This window comes from Photobacterium sp. Alg240-V54 (assembly GCF_900537155.1).
Taxonomy (GTDB): domain Bacteria; phylum Pseudomonadota; class Gammaproteobacteria; order Enterobacterales; family Vibrionaceae; genus Photobacterium.
In genome coordinates, this window is sequence record NZ_UNRL01000004.1 from 351,892 (window position 1) to 378,634 (window position 26,743).

A 26,743-nucleotide genomic window follows, 5' to 3' on the forward strand; every position below is an offset into this window, starting at 1 on the left:
TATCTTGTTGATGTCTCTTTTATTAAAGCGCTCTTAGGAGCGCTTTTTTTTATCTGTCGTTTTTCTGTCTTAATATTGAGAATGTTCAAGTTACAAACTGTGATATAGCGCATATTTTTCATCGAAAATTAGGTTTCCCGACTAGTTTTAAGTATAAGACCTCTGATGTTTGAGAGGGAATACAAAAGCTAAAGTACTCAGTAAGGGGAACTGCATATGATGAAAACAGTTGGTTTTTTTTGGTTATTTATCTTGAGCTTGTTTAGTGTTAACTCTGTTGCTGATGATATTACTGAGTTTGATTATCCCTTTCTATTAGGTAATTGGTATTGGTTTAGCAATCAACAAGACGGCATTGAAAGTGAAGGGGAAAAATATCGAGCAATGCATGTGATGTTTAAATCAGATTATCAATTTGCAATGCGGTTATTACGAATTGATGGCAAAGTTGAGCAGTGGACGGGAAATTATGATATCGATGATACCAACATTACTTTTATTTCCCCTAACGAAGAAGATCAAATGCATAGCTATTTGCTTAACTATAATCGCTTTGTACTTGATGGTGCTCACTTTACTAAATTAGCACCTGAACATTTAGCTGGCAATTGGCGAACTAAAACAATTTCAGGACAAGATGTTGCAGATAATATTGCAGAGTTTGCATTATCTTTACGTCCGGATTTTTTATTCTCAGCAGAGATTTCAAATCAAGCAGGTAAAACAAAAGAACATCGTGGTGTTTATTATTTAGAAGATGATCAAATTGTTCTTCTCTATGAAGATGGGCAGCAAGATAACCAATTTGTATTAAATGGGAATAATACCTTAACCTTGAGTAATGAACATTTTGGTATGGAAGCCGTATTACGTCGGGAGTAATATTACTATCATCGGTAATTATTTGGATTTTAAATACCATTTTGTTTGAGAACAATAAAAAAGCGAACAATCAAATTGTTCGCTTTTTTTAATTCTACTATTAGCTATCTACTAAATCATTATTCGTTAACGAGTTGAAAAGCTGTACGTAATTGATCAAGATAGTCTTCATCTCGGCAAATACTCTTTCCTGGTTCGTCTGAAATTTTGGCTACTGGTCGACCTTCACATTCTGTCAGTTTCAAAACGACATTGAGTGTTTTAACACCAGGTAAGTCACACGTCAGTTGTGTACCAATACCAAAGCTAACATTGATATGATCATTAAAGTGTTTATAAATCACTAATGCTTTATCAAGTGTTAGGCTATCAGAAAATACTAACGATTTCGATTTTGGGTCAATGCCTAACGATTTATAGTGTGCAATGGCTTTTTCACCCCAAGAAATAGGATCACCACTATCATGACGTAAGCCAATAAAACGCTCAGAAAGACGCTGATCGAAATCGCGCAAGAAGGCATCCATATTGATACAGTCGGTGAGTGCAATACCTAAATCATGAGGGTATTCTTGCAACCAGCGATTAAGCGCTAATTGTTGAGAGTCCGCTAATTCACCTGCGAGCTGTTGATGTGCTTGAAACCATTCATGAGCTTGAGTACCCACAGGGGTTAGGCCGCGAGTATAAGCAAGGTAATAGTTTGATGTGCCTTTAAATTCAGGCATATTATCTTTTAAGTAGTCAACAACGTGGTGGTGAACGTCTTTTGAAAAACGACGACGAGTACCAAAGTCTACTAATGCAAACTGGCTTAAATCACACTTTTTAGCATCGTGATAGAAGCGATCAATTTTTGATTTTAGCTGCTCAATTGCCATCGCAGTCGTGGCTTGTGGGTAAAGATGTTTACAGCGAATTTCACAGATAATGGCAAGTAGTGGTACTTCCCATAAAATCACATCAAGCCATGTACCACGAATAGTGATCGCTAATTGATCACCTGATGTATCTACGTCTACATCATTAGCATTTAGTTTGAAATCTTTTAGAAACGCAAGATAATCGGCATGAAAAAAAGTCAGAGTCGATAAGAAGTCGAGTTCACCTTGAGTAAAAGATAAGGTCGCAATATGATCAATTTGTGCTTTAATTTCAGCGGCGTAAGGGCGTAGATCTTCATCGCTTCGGCAATGGAACTCTGCCACAGCTTCAACGCTTGGATATTGATGGAATACTGCTTGTTGCATATGAAGCTTATAAGCATCAGTATCAAGCAGGGAGTCGATAACCCCATTATTGTGTCTGTTATTATTCATATCTGGTAGTAGATACTCAAATTGATAAATTTAAAGAAATTATTTTTATAATTATAGGATCTTTAAATTCAATGTCTTGGACATGGTTTATAAAGCTTAGTAAATAAATAACTAAACTATTTAACTGGAGTGGGATTGTGACCTAAGAGGTGAACTACGTCAAGGAATATCAAGTTTAGCCACTGTGACTGTTGCATTAATCATCTCGACGTGTATTGCTATATTAATACGTAAACGTTTTCGTTGGCAATTAACTATATTGCTTCTAAATTTATGCTTGAAAAGTGTTACTGGTGACACAATATTATTATACAACAGCCAACATTAATCGGTAGCTCATGCATGCTGCATTAGAGCAATCATAAAGGATATAAAAATAATGACAGAACATTCTACTGTGACTCAACCAGCGGCAAAATATCGTTCAGACTATCGCTCGCCTGACTACACCATTACGGATATCGATCTGACATTTGACCTTCATGATACCAAAACAACAGTTGTTGCTATTAGTCATGTGATACGACAGAGTGAGCAGGCGAATGCTGAGTTAGTGTTAGATGGTGATGATTTAACATTGATCAGCGTAACTGTAAATGGTCAAGCTTGGCAAGATTATCACCAGCAGTCAGGGCATTTGACGTTAACAAACCTACCTGCTGATTTTGAATTAGCGATTACGACTGAAATTAATCCTGAAGCTAATACTTTATTGGAAGGTTTGTATAAATCTGGCGGTGGTTTCTGTACCCAGTGTGAAGCAGAAGGTTTCCGTCGTATTACGTTCTATTTAGATCGTCCTGATGTATTAGCACGATTTACAACTAAAATTATTGCAGATAAAGCGGCATTTCCTTACATGCTAAGCAATGGTAATCGTATTGCGGAAGGCGATCTTGATAACGGTCGTCATTGGGTTCAATGGCAAGACCCATTCCCAAAACCTTCTTACCTATTTGCTTTAGTTGCCGGTGATTTTGATGTTTTGCGTGATACATTCACGACCATGAGCGGTCGTGAGGTTGCTTTAGAGATTTTTGTCGATAAGGGTAACTTGGATCGCGCTGATTATGCGATGACATCACTTAAAAATTCAATGAAGTGGGATGAAGAACGCTTTGGTCTTGAATACGATCTTGATATCTACATGATTGTGGCCGTTGATTTCTTTAATATGGGAGCAATGGAGAACAAAGGTCTTAATGTCTTTAACTCTAAATTTGTATTAGCAAACCCAAATACTGCGACAGATACTGACTATCAAGGTATTGAAGCGGTGATTGGTCATGAATATTTCCACAATTGGACTGGTAACCGTGTTACTTGTCGTGATTGGTTCCAACTAAGCTTAAAAGAAGGCTTAACGGTTTTCCGTGATCAAGAGTTCTCTTCAGATTTAGGCTCTCGAGCTGTTAATCGTATTGCGAATGTACGTATTGTGCGTGGTCCACAATTTGCTGAAGATCGCGGTCCAATGTCACACCCAATTCGTCCTGAAAAAGTGATTCAGATGAATAACTTCTACACCTTAACTGTGTATGAAAAGGGCAGTGAAGTGATCCGTATGTTACATACCTTATTAGGTGAAGCAAATTTCCAAGCCGGGATGAAATTGTATTTTGATCGTCATGATGGCACTGCTGCAACTTGTGATGATTTTGCACAAGCGATGGAAGATGCTTCTGGCATTGATTTAAGTCGTTTCCGTCGTTGGTATAGCCAGGCAGGTACACCGGTTGTTAGTGTTTCAACTGCGTATGATGCATCAGCGAAGAGTTACACTGTCACCATTAGCCAGCAAACCCCTGCAACCGCAGAGCAAGTAGAAAAGCAGCCACTGCATATTCCGTTTGATATTGAGCTATACAATAGCAAAGGTGAAGTGATTGGCTTACAAATCAATGGCGAAACAGTACATAACGTACTTGATGTAAAAGAAGCTGAGCAAACCTTTGTATTTGAAAATGTGACAGAGCAGCCAGTGATTTCGATGTTACGTGAATTCTCAGCACCAGTGATCTTAGAATATGATTACACTGATGATGAGTTAATTTTCTTAATGGTTAACGCATCAAATGAATTTGCTCGTTGGGATGCTGGACAAATGCTATTGGCGAAATACATTCGTCAAAATGTAGCTCAAGTACAACAAGGACATTCTGTAACCTTGCCTGATGCTGTTATTGATGCATTCCGTGGCGCATTACTGGATGAAAACCTTGATCCTGCGTTCATTGCCGAAATGCTAACGCTTCCAAGTGAAAATGAAATAGCAGGTTGGTACACAACGGTAGATGTTGATGCGATTAACCACGTTGTTGGTGCATTTACCCAATTACTTGCTTCTGAAATGGAAGATGAGTTTAGCGCGATTTATCACAGCTTAACGCAAGAGTGTTATAGCCTTGATCATGCGGCAATGGCAAAGCGTGCTCTACGAAATAAGTGTTTGTCATACTTAGCATATACAGCACAAGGTAATGCATTAGTTACTGCGCAATACAAAGCAGCTGACAATATGACTGATACTATGGCTGCAATGTCAGCAGCTAATAATGCCCAACTAGCTTGTCGTGCTGAGCAAATGGCTGATTTCAGTGATAAGTGGAGCCATGATGGCTTAGTGATGGATAAATGGTTTATGTTGCAAGGTACTAATCCTGCGGCCGACGCATTAGAAAATGTGCGTAATACCATGAATCATCCAACATTTAGTTTAAAAAACCCTAACCGTACACGTAGCTTAGTGGCTGGCTTTAGTGCTAATAATCCCGTTCATTTTCATGCTAAAGATGGTTCTGGTTATGCATTTTTAACTGAGATTTTAGAGATTCTAAACACCAGTAATCCGCAAGTGGCGGCACGTTTGATTGAGCCACTGCTTAAACTTCGCCAATACGATGTAAGTCGTCAGCAGTTAATGCGTAAGCAGCTTGAAAAACTTGCTGCTATGGATAACTTAGCCAAAGATTTGTTTGAAAAAGTTCAAAAAGCACTTGATCAAAAGTAATCGGTTAATGATGTAACGCTATCGATATATAGCTGTAACCAAAAGCCAGTGACTTAATTAGTGACTGGCTTTTATTTTATGCTATTGTTTTACAAGTTTTTAATTATCATGTTAAGCATTTAGGAATAGGTTAATTAGCGATGCGAAGTTTTACGTTTAACGTTAATATTAGCTACAACATATTTTTGCAGCACTATTCTGGTACGGCAAGTAGTGTGGTGGTGTTAACCGATGGAGGGTTAAAGCTTCAATTGCCAGCCGTAAGGTTACGTGGTTTTCTTACTCATGCCGGTGTGGTGGGAAAGTTTCGTTTATACGTAAATAACGATAACAAATTTGAGACAATTGAACGTATTTAGAATAATTCTAGCCTAAAACGTCACACCACCAGCATCAAACTCTATACTTATCAGTATAATTATAAGGATGTTGGAGCGTATGTATGACAGCACCCGACAATATCGTCCCCGTTTTACTTGAAAAAGTGTATGACTTAATTGCAGCCAAAGTAAAATCTCCTCAAAGTGCGTTAGTGATGACGCTTGCCAAGCAACTCTTAGCTCAACTTGCTGATGATGATTTGTTACAGCGTAATGAATCTGACCTCTATGGTGCGATTTTGAGTTTATGGCAACATCTTGCCATGAATAAACCTGAACATATCTCGGTGAGAGTTTATAATCCTAGTGTGAGCCGCCATGGCTGGAAATCAACTCATACAGTGGTAGAGATAGTAACGCCGGATCAGCCATTTTTAGTTGATTCAGTGCGTATGGCATTAGATCGACTCGGTATAACCAGTCATTTGATGCTTAATGGCCCGTATCGGTTTCAGCGTGATAATAACGGACAGATTGTTAAAGCGTGTAGCGATAAGGGTGAACAACAAACATTATTTCATATTGAAGTCGATCGTTTACCAACTAATGCTGAAATTGCCCAGTTAAAGCGTGAGTTAACCTGTTTATTGAAAGATATTACGCTGGTGGTAAAAGATTGGCAGTCAATGCAACAGAAGTTATTGCACGTTGCCTCTGAACTACATCACCATGATTTACCGCTTTCTAAGGTGCATTGCCAAGAAGCACTTGAGTTTATAGACTGGCTAACGAGACATAATTTTACCTTTATGGGCTATCATGCCTATGATCTTAATGTGGTTGAAGCCGATTATGAACTGACTCCGGTAAAAAATAGTGGCTTAGGGTTATTAGCGAAAACAACATCAGCAGCCACATTTCGATTATCCAGCTTGCCTGAATCTGCCCGTATTGAGGCGCAAAAACCCGAAGTTCTCATTCTTACCAAAAGTAATGGCAAATCACGTATTCATCGTCCTGCTTATATTGATTATGTCGGAATAAAACGGTTTGATAAGCAAGGTAATATTATCGGTGAACATCGCTTTATTGGTTTATATGCATCAAGTGCTTATCATCAAACAGTGGATAATATCCCTCTTATACGCAACCGTGTTAGCCGTATTTTGCAAGCCAGTGGTTATTCAAAAGGATCATATTCATGGAAAGCGCTCAATAATATTTTAGAAACCTATCCTCGAGATGAGCTTATTCAAGCCAATGAAAATGAAATGTTGGCAGTCGGTATGGGCGTCGTGAGAATGCAAAATCGTGATTTATTACGGTTATTTATTCGACGTGATCCCTTCGGGCGTTTTTTTTCATGCATGGTCTATGTCAGTAAAGAGCGTTATAACACCGAGTTAAGACGAAAAACCCAACAAATATTAAAAGCGTATTTAGGCTCAGATGAAGATGTTGAATTTACAACTTTTTTTTCTGAAAGCCGATTAGCACGTACACATTATATTGTGCGGGTTGAAAATAATAATAGTGACATTGATGTTAAGGCTATTGAGCATAATTTAGTTGAGGCCGCATTATTATGGGAGGATCGATTAACTCATGCGTTAGTGGCTAATCTTGGTGAGAGTAAAGGGATTGCGATAGCAAAAAATTATATCAATGCCTTTCCTCGTTCGTATAAAGAACAAATGTTACCAGGTCACGCTGTTGCAGATGTGCTGCAATTAGAACAATTAAGCGATAGCCATAAATTGGGGATGCTATTTTATCGTCCTCAAGAAGAAGCAACGGATTCTTGTGTTATTAAACTGAAACTTTTCCATCGAACGCAACCAATCTATCTTTCTGATGTAATGCCGATGCTTGAAAACTTAGGATTACGGGTTGTTGGCGAGTCGCCATATCAAGTAACGACGGCAAATAATACGGTTTACTGGGTGCTTGATTTTTCAATGTTACATAGTCGCTGTGGTGGCATTGATTTAACGGAAGCGAGAGATCGATTTCAAAATGCATTGGCGTTGATTTGGGAAGGAAAATTAGAGAGTGATGGCTTTAATCGATTGGTGCTTAATGGCGGATTAACCGGACGTGAGGTGACAATTTTACGTTGTTATGCACGTTATATGCGTCAGGTAGGATTTCCTTTTAGTCAGCAATATATAGAAGAGACGTTAACCCACCATAATGATATTGCATGCGATTTAATAAGGTTGTTCCAATTACGCTTTAATACAAAATGCCATCATTCCAAGGTGGGTGAGCAACTGGCAGTGGAAAAATTGGAGCAAAAGCTAGATTTAGTCGAAAGCCTAGATAATGATCGTATCCTTCGGCGCTACATTGATATGATCCTAGCAACAGTACGAACGAACTATTATCAGCAAGATAGTCAACATCTGCCAAAACATTGTTTAGCGATAAAACTGCGACCAACGCATATTCCTGATATACCAGCGCCGATTCCGATGTTTGAAATATTTGTCTATGCGCCAGATATTGAAGGCGTGCATTTACGAGCAGGTAAGATTGCCCGTGGTGGCTTACGTTGGTCTGATAGACAAGAAGACTTTAGAACCGAAATATTAGGTTTAGTGAAAGCCCAGCAAGTTAAAAATACTGTCATTGTGCCAGTGGGTGCGAAAGGCGGTTTTGTGTGTAAACGGCAGTTGCAATTAAAAACACGTCAAGACGTTATTGATGAAGGAATGCGTTGTTATAAACATTTTATAGAAGCCTTACTTGATGTCACCGATAATATTATTGATGGTAATGTTATAGCGCCTATTGATGTGCGTTGTCACGATGATCATGATCCCTATTTGGTGGTTGCCGCAGATAAAGGGACTGCAACTTTCTCTGATCTAGCCAATTCTATCGCTGCTGATTATCAATTTTGGCTAGGTGATGCCTTTGCGTCGGGGGGATCACATGGTTACGACCATAAACAGATGGGGATCACAGCTAAAGGCGGATGGGAATCTGTTAAACGTCATTTTCGTGAATTGGGAATTGATTGCCAAGCAACACCATTTTCTTGTGTCGGTATTGGCGATATGGCTGGTGATGTGTTTGGTAATGGCATGTTACTTTCATCACATACACGTTTAGTTGCGGCTTTTAATCACCAACATATTTTTATTGATCCAGCCCCTGATGAACAGATTAGTTTTCAAGAACGATTGCGGTTATTTAAACTGCCACGCTCGAGTTGGCAAGATTATAATTCAACACTGATTTCTGCTGGTGGCGGCGTTTTTTCTCGGCGTAGTAAATCGATTAAACTCACGCCAGAAATCAAACAAAGACTGCAAACGAAAAAGCACAGCTGCACACCAAATGAATTGATTCAATTGATATTACAATTGGATGTTGATTTGGTGTGGAATGGCGGTATTGGAACTTATGTAAAAGCCATGTCGGAATCAAATGCTGATGTTGGCGATCGTGCTAATGATGGGTTGCGTATTAATGGCCACCAACTAAAAGCAAAGATTGTCGGTGAAGGTGGGAATTTAGGCTTAACTCAATTAGGACGGATTGAATATGCCACCCAAGGTGGACGGGTTAATTGTGATTTTATTGATAATGTCGGTGGTGTTGATTGTTCTGATAATGAAGTAAACATTAAAATTTTGCTCAATAGCCTCGTTGAAGAAGGTAATTTGACTTATAAGCAACGTAACGTGTTGTTAGATCGAATGGAAGCAGATGTGAGTCAGCAAGTATTGGCTGATGCTTATTGCCAAAGTGAATCCATTTCAGTGACACAATATCAACAAACAGCATTACTTAAAGAACAAATTAGGTTTATTCATCACTTAGAACGGATAGGGAAGTTAGATCGTTGTCTTGAGTATCTACCTGATGATGAAACCTTGATTGAAAGAGAAAAAGCAGCAATAGGCCTTACTCGACCTGAATTATCAGTGCTGGTGGCATACGGAAAGATGATCCTTAAACAACAATTAGAAAATGACGATATTGCCAATGATGCTTTTCATCGTAATCAGTTAATGGCCTATTTTCCATCAGCATTAAAAAAATACCAGCAACAGATGATCCATCATCCGTTAACCAAAGAAATTATTGCAACCGCGTTGGCAAATCAGATGTCAAATGAAATGGGGTGTAATTTCGTTACACGATTACAAGAAGAAACTGGATCATCAGTCGTTGATATTGCATCAGCCTACGTTGTTGGCCGTGAAATTTTTCATTTTCCTGATTTATATATAGCTATTAGGCAATTAGATAATCAACTAACGACGGATACCCAATATGATATGTTGTTTCAGTGTCGGCGAATGTTACGTCGAATAACACGGTGGTTGTTACGTAACCAGGATCGAAAATTAACGATAGAGCAGCAGATTGACTTTTATAAGCCTTATATTATTGATTTACGAGAAAACATAGAACGTTACCTTGTCACTGATGAAGTGAAAGAACATCAACACCAAGCTCAGCAATTAATTAATGTCGGTGTACCTCAAACATTGGCTGATAATATTGTGCGTTTACCCAGTCTATATTGTGCGCTCGATATTGGTCAAATAGCCGATCAGCAGCAACAGACGCTGAGTCATATTGCTCAAGTGTATTTTTTGGTTGGGGTCGATTTATCACTTCATTGGTTTTTGAAACAAATAAATAATCAGCCAGTAGAAAATCATTGGCAAGCATTAGCAAGAGCATCATTTAGAGAAGAACTTGATTGGCAGCAGCGACAACTAACGGTATCTGTTATTCAATATGTGGCGGCTCAACCACAAGATTGTGTAAGTCAATGGGTTGATGATCATCCTATTGCTATTCAACGTTGGGAGAGTGTATTAACAGAATTTAAAATAGGAACGGTGCATGAATTTGCTAAATTTGCTGTTGCACTAAGAGAGTTGACCCTATTAAACCTTCATTCTCAGTCTCGTAGCTGAGTGTAAATGCCTATGTGGTAGTTGCTAAATGGTTAACAATAGTAAGCTAAGTGTATGTGATTTGTTAGGTGGTGTCGATTTTGATATGTGTTAACGAAAACGTTTGCTTTTTGTGGCGTTTATTTTAAACAAGAGCGAATTATAACTCATTGTAAATATTGATATAAAATATAAGCCTCTGTTTTATTGATAATAATCAAACTAATAGGGATTGTATTTAGCACTATAACTGTGAATAATACCACCCCGTTTATACGGGATTTTTAATGGAGTTATAATGTTATATCGCATCGCACGATCCGCTATTTTCCAGTTGGATGCAGAAAAAGCACACGACCTCGCTATTCAAAACTTTTCTCGCTTTACTGGTACTCCACTTGATCTCTTCTATCGTCAACACGTACCAGAACGTCCTGTTGAAGTGATGGGCATTACGTTTAAAAATCCTGTTGGTCTGGCTGCTGGCCTTGATAAAAATGGCGAATGCATTGATGCATTTGGCGCAATGGGATTTGGCTTTGTTGAAGTTGGTACCGTAACACCACGTCCTCAGTCAGGAAATGATAAGCCACGTTTATTTCGTTTAATTCCAGCAGAGGGCATTATTAACCGTTTTGGTTTTAATAACCTTGGGGTTGATAACTTAGTTGAGAACGTGAAGAAGTCTACCTATGACGGCGTTATTGGTATTAATATCGGTAAAAATAAAGACACACCAATTGAAAAGGGTGCTGAAGACTATTTAATCTGTATGGAAAAAGTCTATCAGTATGCTGGTTATATTGCGGTAAATATCTCATCACCAAATACACCGGGATTACGCTCACTACAATATGGTGAAGCATTAGACGACTTGTTAGCACAATTAAAGCAAAAACAAGCAGAGCTTGCCGAAAAACATGGCAAATATGTTCCACTCGCACTTAAGATCGCCCCAGATCTTGATGATCAAGAAATTGTTCAAGTATGCGAATCACTTATTCGCAATAAGATTGATGGTGTTATTGGTACTAATACTACGCTAGATCGTACCATGGTAGAAGGTATGGATCATTGTGATGAGATGGGAGGCTTAAGCGGTCGTCCATTACAAAACAAGAGTACTGATGTTATTCGTAAAATGGCAATTGCTTTAAATGGCGCACTACCGATTATTGGTGTAGGCGGTATCGATTCAGCAATGGCTGCACGTGAAAAGATTCATGCCGGTGCTCAATTAGTTCAAGTTTATACTGGATTTATTTATCATGGTCCTCGGCTAGTTAAAGATATTGTGAATGGTCTTTAATATACCAGCATGATGTAACGTTCAGTTTATTTTATTGATTAAGCCAAATTGATTATTATTTTCAATTTGGCTTTTTTATATCTAAAAATTAAAAATCTCACAAAAATACAGATTTAGCATTAATGTATTTTCTAAAATTTTCCTCTTTTAATTTACCATCGGTGACGTAAAATTTTGTCTATAATCTAGACACATAGCAAGCTAGAGAGGACGTGATGTTAACACCGAATAATTCTTGGTATTGGCAATTTGATACTAAGAGAAATACATTAATGTTAGAACTTGGTAATGAATTATTGTTTTGCGTGGCTATACCAGCAAAGCAATTAACCGTTGAAGCAAAATCTATTTCAAATCAAATCTTCACTGTGGCAGATGTCGCGGCTTACCAAACATTTAAAGAAGGTATGGTTGATTTACCATTATCAGAAGTACGAAAATCTGAGCTAGCTTTAAATGCAGTTGCTGCATATAGGTTTCAAAAACCATTGATGTTAAGAAGTTGGTTTTTTGCTCCACAAGCAGGAGTTGATCCTGATTGGGGTGAGGTGGTTATTTTAAAAACGGCTAATGATTATGCGCGGTTTATTATTATAGAAACTGACGGTAACTCAAGCCTCTGTATGTTAGCTGATGTAACCCCAATAAAACTAGATCATGATAAGGAGCTTAACTTTTCAGATACTATTCGAGTGATGAATAATCGCATCTCACCTTATTCTGGAATATTGCCTATGGGCTTTGCGTTAGTAGGGTAGGGAGTTACTTTTATGTAGCTCCCTATTTTTACTCTTTTGCTAGTAGCATTCGTTCCACCATTTCATTTGTTATTCCTCCCTGTATTTTATTGCCGTTCCTCGTATCGAAATAAAGATCCCCACTTAGTTAAGTCATCGTACTTTGTATATTTGTTAGCGTTACGCATCTATCAGTGCAATCTATTTGTGCCTGTGGTTGGCTAACCTTATATCGTTGCTTAATCGAATTGCTGTGTTTATTCAATATCGATCCATTCTTTGATCTTGCAGGTGGTATTAGATCAAAGCAAAGACAAAAAAGTGATATTAAGTCGTAATAACATGTGATCATGATCTAAAAACTAGGCATTTTAGTATAAAAAACGACCGAATAAATAGTATCAATACGCTTGTAAATGGTTTTATTTGTTGCTGTTAATGTCAAACTTAATCAGATAACTTCCTCATTTAACAATAATTGATAGTTGATGAATAAAACCTGTCCAGTTGTATTCCATTTATTCCAAAATGTCAGTTTAAAGTTTTAATTATTTCGATTTTTAGTTGTATTTCCAGTAGTTTTGTTTTTCTTTAGTCATAAAATACAATTGGTTATGAATTGTTTACTGCTGTGAATAATCATTTTTGTGTTTATTTTGAAACAACTAAGTGATGTAAATTACACTATTGTTCCCTGTTGGAAATTATCGTTGGTGCGATGAAATTTTATTCAAATACGTCAGTAAGAATGTTGATAAGGAATCAAAGGCTGCTTTTTTCACTTAATTAGTGAATTGATTGTGCTAAAAGCGAGGTATTTAATGTGATTTCAGTTATAATTCGACGCAATATTAGTGTGAAAAGAACGCCATGAATCAATATTTAGCGATTACTTCCCGCGGCCTAGAAAACTTGCTTGCGGATGAATTAGAACAATTAGGTGCACAAAACATTCAAGTTGTGCATGCCGGTGTCCGTTTTAAAGCAGATCAAGCAATGGCTTATCGTTGCTGTCTATGGACACGTATCTCCTCTCGAATCATCCAAGTGCTGAGTGAGTTTAATGTCCGTGATGATATGGACTTATACTTAGGTGCAACGGCGATTAATTGGATGAGCCACTTTGATAGCAATACCCGTATTGTGGTTGACTTCAATGGTACTAACCGCGAAATCCGTAATAGCCAATACGGCGCAATGAAAATCAAAGATGCGATTGTTGACCGTTTTACTAAAGCGGATCTACGTCGCCCAAATATCGACCGTGAAAACCCAGATCTACGTATTCATATGCGTCTTTCTGGTGAGAAAGGTATCCTTGGTCTAGATATGGCTGGTAGCGGTTTACACCAACGTGGTTACCGTAGCGAAGCCGGTCGTGCGCCTTTACGTGAAACCCATGCTGCTGCATTGGTGATGAAAAGCGGTTGGACACCAGAAACAGCATTATTAGATCCAATGTGTGGTTCTGGTACGCTCGTGATTGAAGCCGCTATGATGGCTGCTGAAATTGCACCAGGCCTTAAACGTAAGCGTTGGGGCTTTGAGTCAATTAAAGACTTTGATAAAGAAGCATGGTTAGAAATTCATGCTGAAGCGACAGTTAAAGCGCGTCGTGGTCCTTCAAAAGTAACGACGAAGTTCTTTGGTCGTGAAATGGATCAACGTGTATTAGCCATCGCTCGTGATAATGCTGGACGTGCTGGTGTGAAGAGTCTGATTGATTTTGCATACGGTGATGCAACACAACTGATTCGCCCTGAAGGCTTTGATACAGGCATCATTCTTTGTAACCCTCCTTACGGTGAGCGTTTAGGTACAACATCTGAACTTATCTCATTGTACAAAGAGTTTGGTAACCGTTTAAAGCTGGCCTTTGAAGGTTCAGTTGCGGCTATCTACTCTGGTTCAAATGAATTGCTAAGTTGTATGCGTATGCGTGCAGACAAACAATTTAAATTAAGTAACGGTGCGCTTGATTGTGTACTTAAAACTTACTTAATTACTGCAGGTAGTGTTAAGAAGGAAGACGGCGACAAAGAAGGCGTTATTGTTCAAGAAGACGTAGCACCTGATTTTGCTAACCGTTTGAAGAAGAATATTGCTAAGTTAGGAAAGTGGGCTAAGCGTGAGGGCGTTGAGTGTTACCGTATTTATGATGCGGATCTTCCTAACTACAATGCTGCTATCGATAAATACAATGATTACCTTATCATTCAAGAATACGCGGCACCTAAGACGGTTTCTGAAGAAACAGCTCGTCGTCGTATTATGGATGTATTACGTGCCACGATTGAAGTAACAGGCGTTGAGCCGAATAAAGTTATTTTAAAAGTACGTGAACGCCAAAAAGGCCGTAATCAATATCAAAAACTATCAAGTGCTGAACGTCACATGATCGTTGATGAATATGGTATTAAATTTAAAGTGAATCTTTATGATTACCTTGATACTGGCCTATTCTTAGATCACCGTATTACCCGTCGTATGCTTGGTCAGATGGCAGCAGGTAAAGATTTCCTTAACTTATTTGCTTACACCGGCTCGGCAACTGTTCATGCTGCAGTAGGTGGTGCTAAATCAACTACAACCGTTGATATGTCAAATACGTACTTGCGTTGGGCTCAAGAGAACATGGAGCTTAATAATCAAGTAGGTAATCAGCATGAGTTTGTTCAAGCTGACTGTCTACAATGGTTACAAGAAGTTGATGATACGTTTGATCTGATTTTTATCGATCCACCAACGTTCTCAAACTCTAAGCGTATGAAGCAGACATTTGACATTGAACGTGATCACATCATGTTGATGGAAAATCTAAAGCGCATGCTACGTCCAGATGGACAGATTGTATTCTCTAACAATAAGCGTCATTTCAAGATGGATCTTGAGAAATTAACTGAACTTGGTCTACACGCTAAGAATATTTCAGATAAGACATTACCACTTGATTTCGCTAAGAATAAGCAAATCCATAACTGTTGGATTATTACCCACAAGGAAGACTAAGTGTTAATAACACTTTATAGCACACAAGGATGTCATCTCTGCGAGCAAGCTTATGGTTTGCTGGTGGAGATGGGTGTGCAGCATCAAGTAAGCATCGTTGATATTGCCTTTGACGATGCTTTATTCTCTCGTTACGGCGTAACAATACCCGTACTCTCAATTTCAAATCATGATGATCACACTATTTCAACGCCAGAACTTCATTGGCCATTTGATCGAAATAGGATAGCAGCATGGTTAATTACTAATGAGCTTGGTTAAAAAAGATGGCACTAATTAAAATCAGTAACGCCCAACTGGCCTATGGCGATCATGCTTTACTTGATAAAGCAGAATTTCTTCTTCATTCTCATGAACGTGTTTGTCTTGTTGGCCGTAATGGCGCAGGCAAATCGACATTAATGAAAGTGATTGCTGGTGAGGTATTACTTGATGACGGTAGCATTCAACGTCAAAACGAGCTGGTGGTTTCACGCTTAGAACAAGATCCACCGCGTAATGCTGAAGGTTCTGTATTTGATTATGTTGCTGAAGGCCTTGCTGACGCAGGTCGTGTATTGCGTGAATATCATCACCAGCTAGATTTGGTGACAGAAGATCCTAGTGAAGCAAACATTAATAAGCTCGCACGCATTCAAGAACAAGTTGATCATCATAATGGTTGGCAGCTTGATACACGTATTGCCGCAGTACTAGAAAGTTTAAAACTAGAACCACATACTTTGTTAACCGACCTGTCTGGTGGTTGGCAACGTAAAGCAGCACTTGCGCGTGCGCTTGTATGTGATCCTGATATTCTATTATTGGATGAGCCTACGAACCACCTTGACGTGACGACCATTGAATGGCTAGAAGGTTTCCTTAAAGATTTCCGCGGTTCAATTATCTTTATTTCTCACGACCGTGCATTCATTCGTTCAATGGCAACACGTATTATTGACTTAGATCGTGGTCAATTAGTGTCTTTCCCAGGTGACTATGAAGGTTACTTAGACGCAAAAGCTGAATTACTTCGCGTAGAAGAAGAGCAAAACGCATTATTTGATAAGAAACTTGCACAAGAAGAAGTTTGGATCCGTCAAGGTATCAAAGCTCGTCGTACCCGTAATGAAGGTCGTGTACGTGCACTTAAAGCATTACGTAATGAACGTAGTGAGCGTCGTGACGTTGTCGGTAAGGCAGATATGCAGCTACAAGATGCTAACCGTTCAGGTAAGATTGTCTTTGAAGCTAAAAATATCGGTTATAGTTACGGTGATAAGCAAATCGTTAAAGACTTTAGTTTTAATGTTATGCGTGGCGATCGTATTGCATTAATTGGTCCTAACGGCTGTGGTAAGAGTACACTAATTAAAGTGATGCTTGATAAATTACAAGCAACAGAAGGTGACTTTCACTGTGGTACTAAATTAGAAGTAGCTTACTTTGACCAATACCGTGAAATTCTCGATCCAGAGAAAACGGTAATGGATAACCTTGCTGACGGTAAGCAAGAAGTGACGATTAACGGCAAGACACGTCATGCATTAGGTTACTTACAGGATTTCTTATTCCACCCACGTCGTGCTCGTACACCGGTTAAAGCGTTATCAGGTGGCGAGAAAAACCGTTTGTTATTGGCGAAATTGTTCCTTAAACCTAATAATCTATTGGTACTCGATGAACCAACAAACGATTTAGATATCGAAACATTGGAACTTTTAGAAGATATTCTTGCCAATTATCAAGGAACATTACTTTTAGTAAGCCACGATCGTCAATTTGTTGATAATACTGTGACTACGAGCTGGATTTTTGAAGGCGATGGCGTTGTTAACGAATACATTGGCGGTTACCATGATGCTCAATCTCAGCGTGCTAATTCTTATGCCAATCAAGCTAAAGAGCAGGCTGCTCAAATTGAATTAGCAAAAAAGAAAAAAGCTGATCAAGAACAGAAACAGCAACAAGCGACACCTAAACGTGCAGGTAAGAAGTTATCTTTTACACTTCAACATGAGCTAGCTGCTTTACCGCAAAAAATTGAAGACTTAGAAAATGAAATCGCAAAATTGCAGGAACAAGTTAATGATCCTGCGTTCTTCTCGGATCCGAAGAATGATACTCAAGCGACGCTAACAGCTTTAGCTAAGTTAGAACAAGAGTTTGAAGTAGCATTTGAACGATGGGAAGAACTGGACGCGATGTAAAGGAACCCTAATGCCAAATAAGATTTTAAAGCTTTCTACACTTGCGATTTTAATTGCTGGTGCCTCACAAGCCAATGCTGCTGTGTATACGGTTGTACCTGTTGATCAGAATAGTACATTAAAAGATCAGCCTTATTTTGATAATGCGCAATCTGGTGCTCCACTTGTATATTCAAGTACTGGCATTCAAGACTCAGGTACTGATGCAAGCTGTTTTACAGAAGATTGTACAACTGAAGCGTATAAAGTGACGAGTAAAGCAAGTCGTGGTACAGAAGGTACACCGATCGCAGATACCACACCGTACAATCAAAATAGCCAAGACATAACGACGCAATCTCAATTACGCTACTATTGTGAAAACAACCTTGGTTATGGGATTTGTGATATTTGGGCTGATAATCAGTTTTTTGGACGTGACTACTCTGAAAATGATGAATGGAATGGTCAAGGTTTAGGTGGCTTACAGAAAAAACAAGCATCTTGGATCAATGGTTACCATTCTAATACTCAAGGTTTGGTTGATGGTGCGCCAGTAAATACTTTTGCTGAAGATGATGCAAAGTATGATGGCACGCAGAAAGATAATCTTGGTCATATTATTGCAAACACTACAGATACTCTTGTAAAGGGCACTGTAGGGACTGATTTTGTTTATGGTATTACGTCATCATCACTATTTGAAAATGTAACAGGTGGTAAGCCAAGAGCATTTAGCAAGCGTGGTTTTGTTAATGTAAATGATAAATCTGTTCAATTAGCACCTGTAACGACATCAAATGAACTTGTTTCAAATATGGGACAAACTCAAGCGAATGATGCTGTTGCTATGAAGGATGGTAATCTACTTGTTGTAGGTTCATCATCTTATGCGCCAAGTTTTTATGCTCAAGATCGCGATGGTAAATTTCGTGAAGATACGAATAAATTACCAAACGAAGATGATATTTTAAAAAATAGCCCAAAAGATTTAGATTTTAACAGACTTAAGCAATGTGCTATTAGTCCATCTAATAATCTATACGCTAATTGGGAATGTCAATTTAGTACATTTGCCAACGAAGCTGCATTTTGGATCGTTGATGCTAATGGTACCAAGACATCGGTAGCAGCTAGTGCAATTACGGCTGGTAGTGATAATAATCGTGCTGGTTTAGCTGTAATTGATAAAGACAATGATTCGTTATCATTCCAAGCATCGGCACAAGCTGTTGCACTAAAGGGTGACGATACTCCTATTGCTGTAGGTTACTCTACTGCAGATGTTAGAGACGACTTCTATGCAATGCAGGCCGCATATTTTACAGCGTCTGCTGATTTAACGTCATGGAAACGTACTTTAATTCCTGGTTTGGATATTAAGCCAGGTGATGATCGTGATTTTACTTATACGATGGCAAATGGTGTTAATAGTCATTCTGTGATTGTTGGTGATGCAAAAGGTAACGGCACAAAACCACAACGTGCATTTATCTTTAAGGTAGGTGATAGCTCTGCTAAGTTCTTTGATCAACTAGCACCGTCACTGTTTTTTAAAGACTCAAACAGTAATGCTGCTGCAATCAATAATAATGGTCAAGTTGTCGGTTGGGTTGATGTTGAAGCAAGTAATGGTGCAGAAGCGCGTCATCGTGCCTTTACTTATATCAACGGTGCAGTTCAAGGTCCGTTAACGACGGGTGGAGCTTGGATGCTTGATGATTTAACCAATGATGGTGGTGCTGCTAACTCTATTGCCAACTCATACCGTATTGAGAGCGCAACTGGCATTAATGATGCCGGTGTAATTTCAGCGACGGCATTCTATTGTGCTGGTGGTTATGAGAACCTAAGTAAACTTGCATCTTGTAATGGTGATGAACAACAAGTTGTTGTTAAATTAGTTCCTAAAAATACTGATGCCGTCATTCAACCTCGTGCAAAAGATGAAGATAAACCTTATAAGCGCTCTGGTGGTTCTCTAGGCATTTTAGCTTTGACAGCACTAGGCTTTATTGGTTTCAGAAGAAGAAAATAATTTAATAATTAAATTGTTTAATTGCAACGGGCTCACAATTTGTGAGCCCGTTTTGTTTTTAGGCTTGATCAATTTCGAAATCTGACCCATTTTTAATAAAGGAGTTAACACACTCCTGCATTACTTTATTGTAATGAAAGTACCAAACAGATAAGGAATGAGGATCGAACTATGAAGAGACAAAAGCGGGATCGTTTAGAACGCGCACAAGCTCGAGGTTATCAAGCCGGTTTGAATGGCCGTTCTACAGATGATTGTCCGTACAACGGTACAGACGCCCGTACGAATTGGTTAGGCGGTTGGCGAGACGCAAGAGAGGAAATGCAACAAGGTCTCTATAAATAAGATAACCTCCCTCATGGTTAACCTTTCTGATGCCCCTTAGGAGAAGGGGCTTTTTATTTCAAATATTTTATGATGATTGCTATCATATTAATAAGATGTGCGTTATTTGCTCTGCGTAAAATGCAATCTTTTCTTGTTATTTAGCACTTCATACTTTAGATAAGATGGTAATTATAAAAAAGTAGTTAGTGTTTATATTTCACAGCTTTTGCTGGTGGATAAATAAAATATAAGATAAAAAAAAGCCCTGAAGCGAGCTTCAGAGCTTGAGTATTTAAATTGTAAAAAGCTTAAAAGTTGTCAGTATCTTTAAACAGACCTACTTTAAGATCTTTAGCAACGTAGATTTCTTTACCGTCAACAAGTACGCGGCCATCAGCAACACCCATAATAAGTTTACGGTTGATAACACGTTTAAGCTGAATATCGTAAGTTACTTTTTTTGCTGTTGGTAATACTTGACCCGTGAATTTAACTTCACCTACACCAAGTGCACGACCTTTGCCTTCGCCGCCTGACCAACCAAGGAAGAAACCAACAAGTTGCCACATCGCATCAAGGCCAAGGCAACCAGGCATAACTGGGTCACCAATGAAATGGCAGTTGAAGAACCATAGATCAGGATTGATATCTAATTCCGCATGGATAAAACCTTTGCCGTGGTCTCCACCTTCTGCAGAGATATTAACAACACGGTCAATCATCAGCATATTATCTACTGGTAGTGATGGAAATTCAGGACCGTATAGTTCGCTTTTACCACATGCAACTAGTTCTTCGTGTGTATAAGAATTCTGGCGTGTCATTAGAATCATTTACTCCTTCAAAAGTATGCTAGCAATTTAGCTTACACGTGTACGCTAAACAACTCGGATCAGTTCTGGCCCAACCAGTTAGAAATAGCAAATCTCATTCGATTAACAATACCAACTTCGTTAGAAAGATCACCATGATGGAAATAATCAATACGTTCCTCAATTAAAGAGAGGATAGTTTCATCATCTTCATTTTCACTACGGAAAGGTTTGTTTGTAAGAAGAGGAATGGCTTCATCAACATTATTTACAGGCCATACATGGAATTGTTTTGCTTTAATTGCTTCAATCACTTCATCGTTTAAACACAAACTTGATAGATTTGTGTGCGGTAAAATAACGCCTTGATTGCCAGTAAGGCCTCGATGAACACAAACCTTATAGAATCCTTCAATCTTCTGATTGATACCGCCAACGGCTTGTACACGACCAAATTGATCTACCGCACCAGTAACCGCAACTTCTTGATTGATAGGTTGTGATGATAGTGCAGACATAAGCGCACAAAGTTCAGCAAGCGATGCACTGTCACCATCGACTTCAGAATATGATTGTTCAAAAACAATAGAGGCTGAATAGGGAAGCGCTTGGTCTAAATCTAGTGCTGTAGCAACAAAAGCTTGCATAATCATCATGCCTTTTGCGTGAATATTGCCACCCAGCTCAACTTTTCGTTCAACATCGGCAATATCGCCATCGCCAAAGTGAACCACACAAGAAATACGAGCTGGTTCACCATAAGCGCTTGGGTGACCAGGCATTTCAACGACGGTTAAGCCATTTACTTGTCCTATTTCTTCACCTTCAGTGGCAATTAAAACTTGGCCATGATGGATATCGGCAATAGCACGCTCTGGTAAATATGATTCGCGATACTCTTTTGCTCTTAGTGAATCTTTAATATGTTGCGCAGTGATTGAAGCGCCTTCAGATTCGACAGCCGCTTCTGAAAGTAAATTCAAATGCCATAATGGGCATAAAGGCAGCCGTGTCTGATCTTCTGCATGGCGAGCACCCGCCTGTAATATGGCGTGAATAGCATCAGAATCAGCAAGTGGTGGTAAACCATAGTGGTGACCAATGCCTTTAATATAGCTTAAGTAATCTGTTAGCGTTGCTTCGTTTAGCAATAAATCTTGTTCAAACTCACCATACATTGCCAAGCCGTCACTTAAATCAGGCTCTGCAGTATCAAGTTCAGCCATTAGGTAACGCTCACCAATGATTATAAGCTTTACGTTAACGCTTTCTGATGCAGGTAGGTTATAAAGATGTTTATTTGATATTGGACGCCATTCAAGTTGACCATCCGTTAATACATTTTTTAATTGTGGCCACAAGCTTGGATCACTTAAAATTGCAGTAATCGATAAAACAAGATAACCGTTATGAGCTTGATGTAAGAGACCATGTTTTAATTGAGGTTGCGTTTCACCGCTTTTAGCTGGGTAGACTGCGCCAAAAAGCTTCTCATGAGTGACGTTGTCACCTGCAATGATGATCGGCTGTTCTACGGTATCTTCATTATTATTGCTTGATTTGTTAATGCTTTTTTTTAGCAATTCAATAATGTAATCACGATATAAGGTGTTATCGGAAGCCGTAATGCGTAGAATGCGTGGCTGTAAATTCATCGCGGTGAAGCGGCGTACTGCATCTGATAGGCGAGATTGGAGAATGCCAACCAGAGTAGGGTTTAAATCATCATATTGATCTAAAACGTGCTGATATGGGCTGTAATCAGGAAACATGTTACGCCAAGATTCTTCATGCATAAATTTATGATTTCTATTGTTACTGTGAAAAGATGTGCAGTATAAAGCAATCAAAGGGCTCATAATAGACACTTATCGTCTATATTTAAATTTCAATATTAAGGTTATTTAATATTGAGGGAAGAGATTGTTATTTTACCGCTCTAGAGTTACACTGTAACAATCAGTCTAAATCGTTTGAGAATTATCAATCCTATGAAATATCAGCAACTTGAGAACCTTGAAGCAGGTTGGAAATGGACTTATTTGGTTAAAAAATGGAAAGAAGGAGAGGCAATAACAAGCTTTGTAGATCAAAGTGAGGCAGAGGGTGCAGTAAAAATATTACTTGATCTTGAGCATGAGCCAACCAAAGTTATCGAGTGGATTGATAATAATATGGCCAATGCTTTAGAGAATAAACTAAAACAAGCTATTCGCGCTAAACGAAAGCGACATTTTAACTCCGAGCAGAAGCATACAAGAAAGAAATCTATTGATTTAGATTACCGAGTTTGGGAAAAGTTAGCAGAAAAATCGCAAGAGTTAGGTTCAACATTATCAGATACTATTGAATACTTGATTAGCGAAAGTTCTCGTACAGAACAAGCCAGCCAAAAAGTATCTGATTTGAAAAATGATCTTAACCAACTACTTAATTCAGATTCTTTTGAGTAAAATACTTTTTGATTTAGTCGTTGGTACTTCTCTTTCAGCTCAATTTGATTACTAGGGAGTGTGTAATGGAATATGTTCTTTTATTGGCTATTGTGGTTGTTTTTCTTGTGTTCAAGGATCGACCAATAATGGTACTCGAGTTTAAAGAAGGTGAACTTATTAAATCAAAAGGACAAGTACCAACGGGATTTCAGAAATCTTGTCGAGAAATTGCCCATAAAGAACCATTTTCTGGGCGAATTAAAGTATATAAAACACGATTTGCGACCAAGTTTGATTTTTCAAAAACAATTCCAAATAAAGTAAAACAACGTATTAAAAATGTTTTTCCACATAGCACCCCTACACCAAAACGCGGAAAAAGAGCATAATTAATGTATTTAACAATGAAACGTTACCTTTATAGGTAACGTTTTTATTTATATAAAAGGACATCATGATAACGCCTTATGCAAAACGATTAGTCAAAGGGGATGATTTACGCAATTCGCTACTAGAGCTTGTTAAAGTAAATAGTATTCAAGCGGGATCATTATTAACAGGTGTTGGATGTTTATCGCACGCTAATATTCGATTAGCTAATGAGAACAACACGCTTAATATAACCGGTCCCTTAGAGATTATAACGTTATCCGGAACATTAACTCCTCAACATATTCATGTCCATATTTCAGTTGCAGATAGGGAAGGGAATGTTTATGGAGGACATCTGATGCCTGGTTGTATTGTTTCTTATACTGCTGAACTATGTATGGTCGCGTTTAACAATATAATATTCTCTCGAGACTATGACCCTCAAACTGGGTTTGATGAGTTGGTTATAAGTGATAAAAATAATTAGCCCAAGAGTAATTGCCCTGGGCTATATTATTATCGAATAGATTTTATTAATTCTTCTTTGCTATTAATGAATGAAGAAATTTTTTCTTTTAATTCAATAAGTTCTTTTTCTGCTTGTTGGCGTCGAATAGTCTCTTGTTCTAATTTTCCACCTATTTCAACAGCTAAATAACCACCTTTAATTAATGCTTTTGTTGTTACGTTTGTTTCTGTCAGAGATTTTAATGCTTCAATCATATAGTAATGCTGATCGATATCTCTAATAGTAATTGCCATAAATACTCCTAATTGAATACTAATAATATCAATTAGATGGTAATGAGTGAACCATTTATTCTAGCGCACTATAACTTTGTTGCTTGTGTAAATTAAAAGCCATATCAAATGGCTCTTACTATTTAATTAACTATTCTTTTGCCTAATAATACATTAGGGGCGTTATTATCATCGCAAAAAGAAGAGGCTCCAGATATATAAATAGCATTACCTGTGCGTAGTGAATCAATAAAAAAACTATTAAACATTAGCTGAGAATTATTTTTACCTATATGCTCAATACCTAATAAAAAATAATGATTCTGAAAGCGTAAAAATAAGCCATTAAAGCGGCTAGGGTAAGCATTTTTTTCACTCTGTAAAAATAACATTGATGCATGACCATCATTCAATGTTATTTTTAATGTCTCTTTTAATTCAATGGTATTTGTTACTGAAAATTCATATGAAGCTTTGGTATTAACGGAGCTTATTATTGCCTGTATCATTAAAAATACAATCGCACTAACAATACCAATAAGCGCTTTATTTAACACTGCAAATTTCCTGCTTAATAGTAGGTGAGTAATTAATAAATTGACCATTACTTACACTAAATAATTGGTAGTAATTACATGATTTACTAATAGGGAACGCATACCATCTGCTTATGCTACTGTTATCATTCTGTAAGATAGCATTTTGAACTGGTTTGGGTAAATCAATGCCATTATAAATAACTGGCAACCCCTCAACAGAAGTGGTATCCATGAAAAATAAGAAACGATAACACATTGTTAATGTTGCAAAGAAAAATAGAATTCCAACAATAATCTCAAACAAGCTAATATTACATGTGCGTGATATGTCTGTTTTTTCTTTATTTGATAAGCTTAATGACTGCTTATTATCTGTTTCTTCTTTTAGTAGAATTGGCTGAACAACATTCTCATCACTAATAATGTCATTACTTTTAGGCGGGTGAGAACCATCATCAATAAGTGCTGATTGTCTAATACAATAACCTAGTTTTGGCTCTGTAGTTATTATTTTATGCTCACCAATTTTTACAAAAGCTGTACGTAAGTTTTTGATTGCGACAGTTAAAGAATTGTTGGTCACAACTTTCCCTTGCCAGCATTCAGCTAATAATACTTCTCTATATATTGTATTATTTGCTTTTTCAGCAAGAAGAGTAAAAATTAAGGTTTCTGATCGTGAGGCTTTAATAAAAGCGCCGTCACTAATTCGCGTTATGGTCCTACGTGCAAAATCGACATCGAAACGCCCAATGCGTTTACAATCGTCGTTTACTTCATCGTTCATTTTAATTCTTATCTATCAGTTTTAGCTATAAAGCGATAGCCAAATTGTCATCAAATACACCATACCGAAAATGGATAAAGCGTCTTAGTATTTTATACAAAACAGCTAAATATGCAATTGTGAAACAAGTATAACTATCATAAAATCGATATTAACACGATAGATTGCATGGCTTTTAGGAACAATATTTAAGTTAACTATACCTTATTGCCTTGAATTTAAGCGTTTAGGTATTACTTTTTTCTTTAATGAAGGTATGGTGGCGAATAAATCAAATCAACGAAAGTAGAGTAAAAAAGGAAGAATAAAGTAGGGAAGTCACGGCTTTTTTCTGGTACTGGGTTTAAATTGTTCTGGGTGAACTAACACAGGATTGATGGCTTCAAGTTGACGAATTGCCCGTTGTTGAGCGGTTCGTTTGGGGGCTTTTTTACTGCGACTACGTGTTTGTTGTTGGTCATATTGTTGCTGTTTCGCCTGGGCAAATTTCAATACTGCGCCCAAACGTTTATTATCGACCACCTGACCTTGGTCAACATCTTCGAGCTTATCAAACACTTTAAATTCTAATTTACGATGGCCGTATTGAATGGCGATGGTGCCATCTGGGCGATCTAGAACGTTAACAACTTGATGTACAAGTCGTTGATTTTCTTCAGTTGGAACAATTAAATAGATAACTTTGTCGTATTGAAATGTCAGTGACTTTGATAATTTCCTTGGTTCTTGCCACACAAAAATATCATGTAATTCATCAGTCGATTCACGTAATGGCCGATGCATATCTTTAGGATATTGAGCAGCTTTAGCAAAACGTTGGTTAAAATCAGTGRTAAAGTCGGGGAGCCACGCATTAGCTTGTTCAATATTATCAATGTGTTGTAAACGCATTTCTTTGACTAAGCGATCTTGTAAGGTCTTGTTGGCACGTTCAACACGACCTTTGGCTTGAGAGCTGTTTGCGCAAATCAATTCAATGTTTAAGTCATGCAATACACGACCAAACTGAGTGATGC

20 protein-coding genes and 1 pseudogene are annotated in these 26,743 nt (G+C 38.0%); 14 read left to right on the top strand and 7 right to left on the bottom strand.

From position 1 onward, the window contains the following. The first annotated feature begins 216 nt into the window (after positions 1-216). Complete coding sequence (locus G6R09_RS13335; protein ID WP_065168840.1) at positions 217-882, top strand: lipocalin family protein; 666 nt, start codon at positions 217-219, stop codon at positions 880-882. 119 nt (positions 883-1,001) lie between these two features. On the opposite strand, the gene pncB is transcribed toward G6R09_RS13335, so the two are convergent. Continuing rightward, the gene (pncB, locus tag G6R09_RS13340; protein ID WP_065168841.1) at positions 1,002-2,201 is read right to left on the bottom strand and encodes a nicotinate phosphoribosyltransferase; all 1,200 of its coding nucleotides are present in this window, start codon (positions 2,199-2,201) and stop codon (positions 1,002-1,004) included. A 379-nt stretch (positions 2,202-2,580) separates the two neighbouring features. On the opposite strand from pncB, the gene pepN reads away from it, so the two are divergent. The 10 genes from pepN to rmf all read left to right on the top strand — a co-directional run bounded on the left by pepN (position 2,581) and on the right by rmf (position 20,059). Then, entirely contained in the window at positions 2,581-5,211 is a 2,631-nt protein-coding gene (pepN, locus tag G6R09_RS13345) for an aminopeptidase N (protein WP_163922986.1), read from the top strand. A 140-nt stretch (positions 5,212-5,351) separates the two neighbouring features. After that, on the top strand, positions 5,352-5,570 hold the full coding sequence (locus tag G6R09_RS13350) for a DUF2835 domain-containing protein (protein ID WP_065168843.1): 219 nt from the start codon (positions 5,352-5,354) through the stop codon (positions 5,568-5,570). An 83-nt stretch (positions 5,571-5,653) separates the two neighbouring features. Next, positions 5,654-10,474 carry an NAD-glutamate dehydrogenase gene (locus G6R09_RS13355; protein ID WP_163922989.1) on the top strand — a complete coding sequence of 1,607 codons (4,821 nt, stop codon included), beginning with the start codon at positions 5,654-5,656 and terminating at the stop codon, positions 10,472-10,474. 277 nt (positions 10,475-10,751) lie between these two features. Beyond that, a complete protein-coding gene (pyrD, locus tag G6R09_RS13360; protein ID WP_163922993.1) occupies positions 10,752-11,762 on the top strand; it encodes a quinone-dependent dihydroorotate dehydrogenase in 1,011 nt (336 codons plus the stop codon). Positions 11,763-11,977: 215 nt separating this feature from the next. Then, positions 11,978-12,520, top strand: coding sequence for a cell division protein ZapC (locus G6R09_RS13365; RefSeq protein WP_163922995.1), 543 nt, complete (start codon positions 11,978-11,980; stop codon positions 12,518-12,520). Positions 12,521-13,369: 849 nt separating this feature from the next. After that, a complete protein-coding gene (gene rlmKL / locus G6R09_RS13370; protein ID WP_065168847.1) occupies positions 13,370-15,508 on the top strand; it encodes a bifunctional 23S rRNA (guanine(2069)-N(7))-methyltransferase RlmK/23S rRNA (guanine(2445)-N(2))-methyltransferase RlmL in 2,139 nt (712 codons plus the stop codon). After that, on the top strand, positions 15,509-15,769 hold the full coding sequence (locus G6R09_RS13375) for a glutaredoxin family protein (protein ID WP_065168848.1): 261 nt from the start codon (positions 15,509-15,511) through the stop codon (positions 15,767-15,769). It abuts the gene before it with no gap. Positions 15,770-15,774: 5 nt separating this feature from the next. Continuing rightward, on the top strand, positions 15,775-17,697 hold the full coding sequence (locus G6R09_RS13380) for an ABC transporter ATP-binding protein (RefSeq protein WP_065168849.1): 1,923 nt from the start codon (positions 15,775-15,777) through the stop codon (positions 17,695-17,697). A gap of 10 nt (positions 17,698-17,707) precedes the next feature. Next, entirely contained in the window at positions 17,708-19,714 is a 2,007-nt protein-coding gene (locus tag G6R09_RS13385; RefSeq protein ID WP_163922999.1) for a DUF3466 family protein, read from the top strand. A gap of 171 nt (positions 19,715-19,885) precedes the next feature. Continuing rightward, the gene (gene rmf, locus G6R09_RS13390) at positions 19,886-20,059 is read left to right on the top strand and encodes a ribosome modulation factor (protein WP_036794667.1); all 174 of its coding nucleotides are present in this window, start codon (positions 19,886-19,888) and stop codon (positions 20,057-20,059) included. Positions 20,060-20,349: 290 nt separating this feature from the next. Here the strand turns inward: rmf and fabA are convergent, their stop codons facing one another. Both fabA and G6R09_RS13400 read right to left on the bottom strand, forming a co-directional pair. Continuing rightward, positions 20,350-20,865 carry a 3-hydroxyacyl-[acyl-carrier-protein] dehydratase FabA gene (fabA, locus tag G6R09_RS13395; RefSeq protein WP_045029019.1) on the bottom strand — a complete coding sequence of 172 codons (516 nt, stop codon included), beginning with the start codon at positions 20,863-20,865 and terminating at the stop codon, positions 20,350-20,352. Between the two features lie 68 nt (positions 20,866-20,933). Beyond that, positions 20,934-22,649 carry a Lon protease family protein gene (locus tag G6R09_RS13400; protein WP_163923003.1) on the bottom strand — a complete coding sequence of 572 codons (1,716 nt, stop codon included), beginning with the start codon at positions 22,647-22,649 and terminating at the stop codon, positions 20,934-20,936. 195 nt (positions 22,650-22,844) lie between these two features. Here G6R09_RS13400 and matP point away from each other — a divergent pair, with 195 nt between their 5' ends. From matP to G6R09_RS13415, 3 genes are all read left to right on the top strand, one after another. After that, entirely contained in the window at positions 22,845-23,306 is a 462-nt protein-coding gene (matP, locus tag G6R09_RS13405) for a macrodomain Ter protein MatP (protein ID WP_065168852.1), read from the top strand. A gap of 65 nt (positions 23,307-23,371) precedes the next feature. After that, positions 23,372-23,677, top strand: coding sequence for a DUF3634 family protein (locus G6R09_RS13410; RefSeq protein ID WP_065168853.1), 306 nt, complete (start codon positions 23,372-23,374; stop codon positions 23,675-23,677). 65 nt (positions 23,678-23,742) lie between these two features. Then, positions 23,743-24,147 carry a PPC domain-containing DNA-binding protein gene (locus G6R09_RS13415; RefSeq protein WP_163923005.1) on the top strand — a complete coding sequence of 135 codons (405 nt, stop codon included), beginning with the start codon at positions 23,743-23,745 and terminating at the stop codon, positions 24,145-24,147. A gap of 29 nt (positions 24,148-24,176) precedes the next feature. Here the strand turns inward: G6R09_RS13415 and G6R09_RS13420 are convergent, their stop codons facing one another. The 4 genes and pseudogenes from G6R09_RS13420 to G6R09_RS13435 form a co-directional block, all read right to left on the bottom strand. After that, on the bottom strand, positions 24,177-24,422 hold the full coding sequence (locus G6R09_RS13420) for a hypothetical protein (RefSeq protein ID WP_163923008.1): 246 nt from the start codon (positions 24,420-24,422) through the stop codon (positions 24,177-24,179). Between the two features lie 122 nt (positions 24,423-24,544). Further along, entirely contained in the window at positions 24,545-24,958 is a 414-nt protein-coding gene (locus tag G6R09_RS13425; RefSeq protein ID WP_065168856.1) for a hypothetical protein, read from the bottom strand. After that, positions 24,948-25,727 carry a winged helix-turn-helix domain-containing protein gene (locus G6R09_RS13430; protein WP_163923010.1) on the bottom strand — a complete coding sequence of 260 codons (780 nt, stop codon included), beginning with the start codon at positions 25,725-25,727 and terminating at the stop codon, positions 24,948-24,950. The genes G6R09_RS13425 and G6R09_RS13430 overlap by 11 nt, the downstream gene beginning before the upstream one ends. A 318-nt stretch (positions 25,728-26,045) precedes the next feature. Continuing rightward, a pseudogene (locus tag G6R09_RS13435) lies at positions 26,046-26,743 on the bottom strand (ISNCY family transposase); the annotation flags it as partial.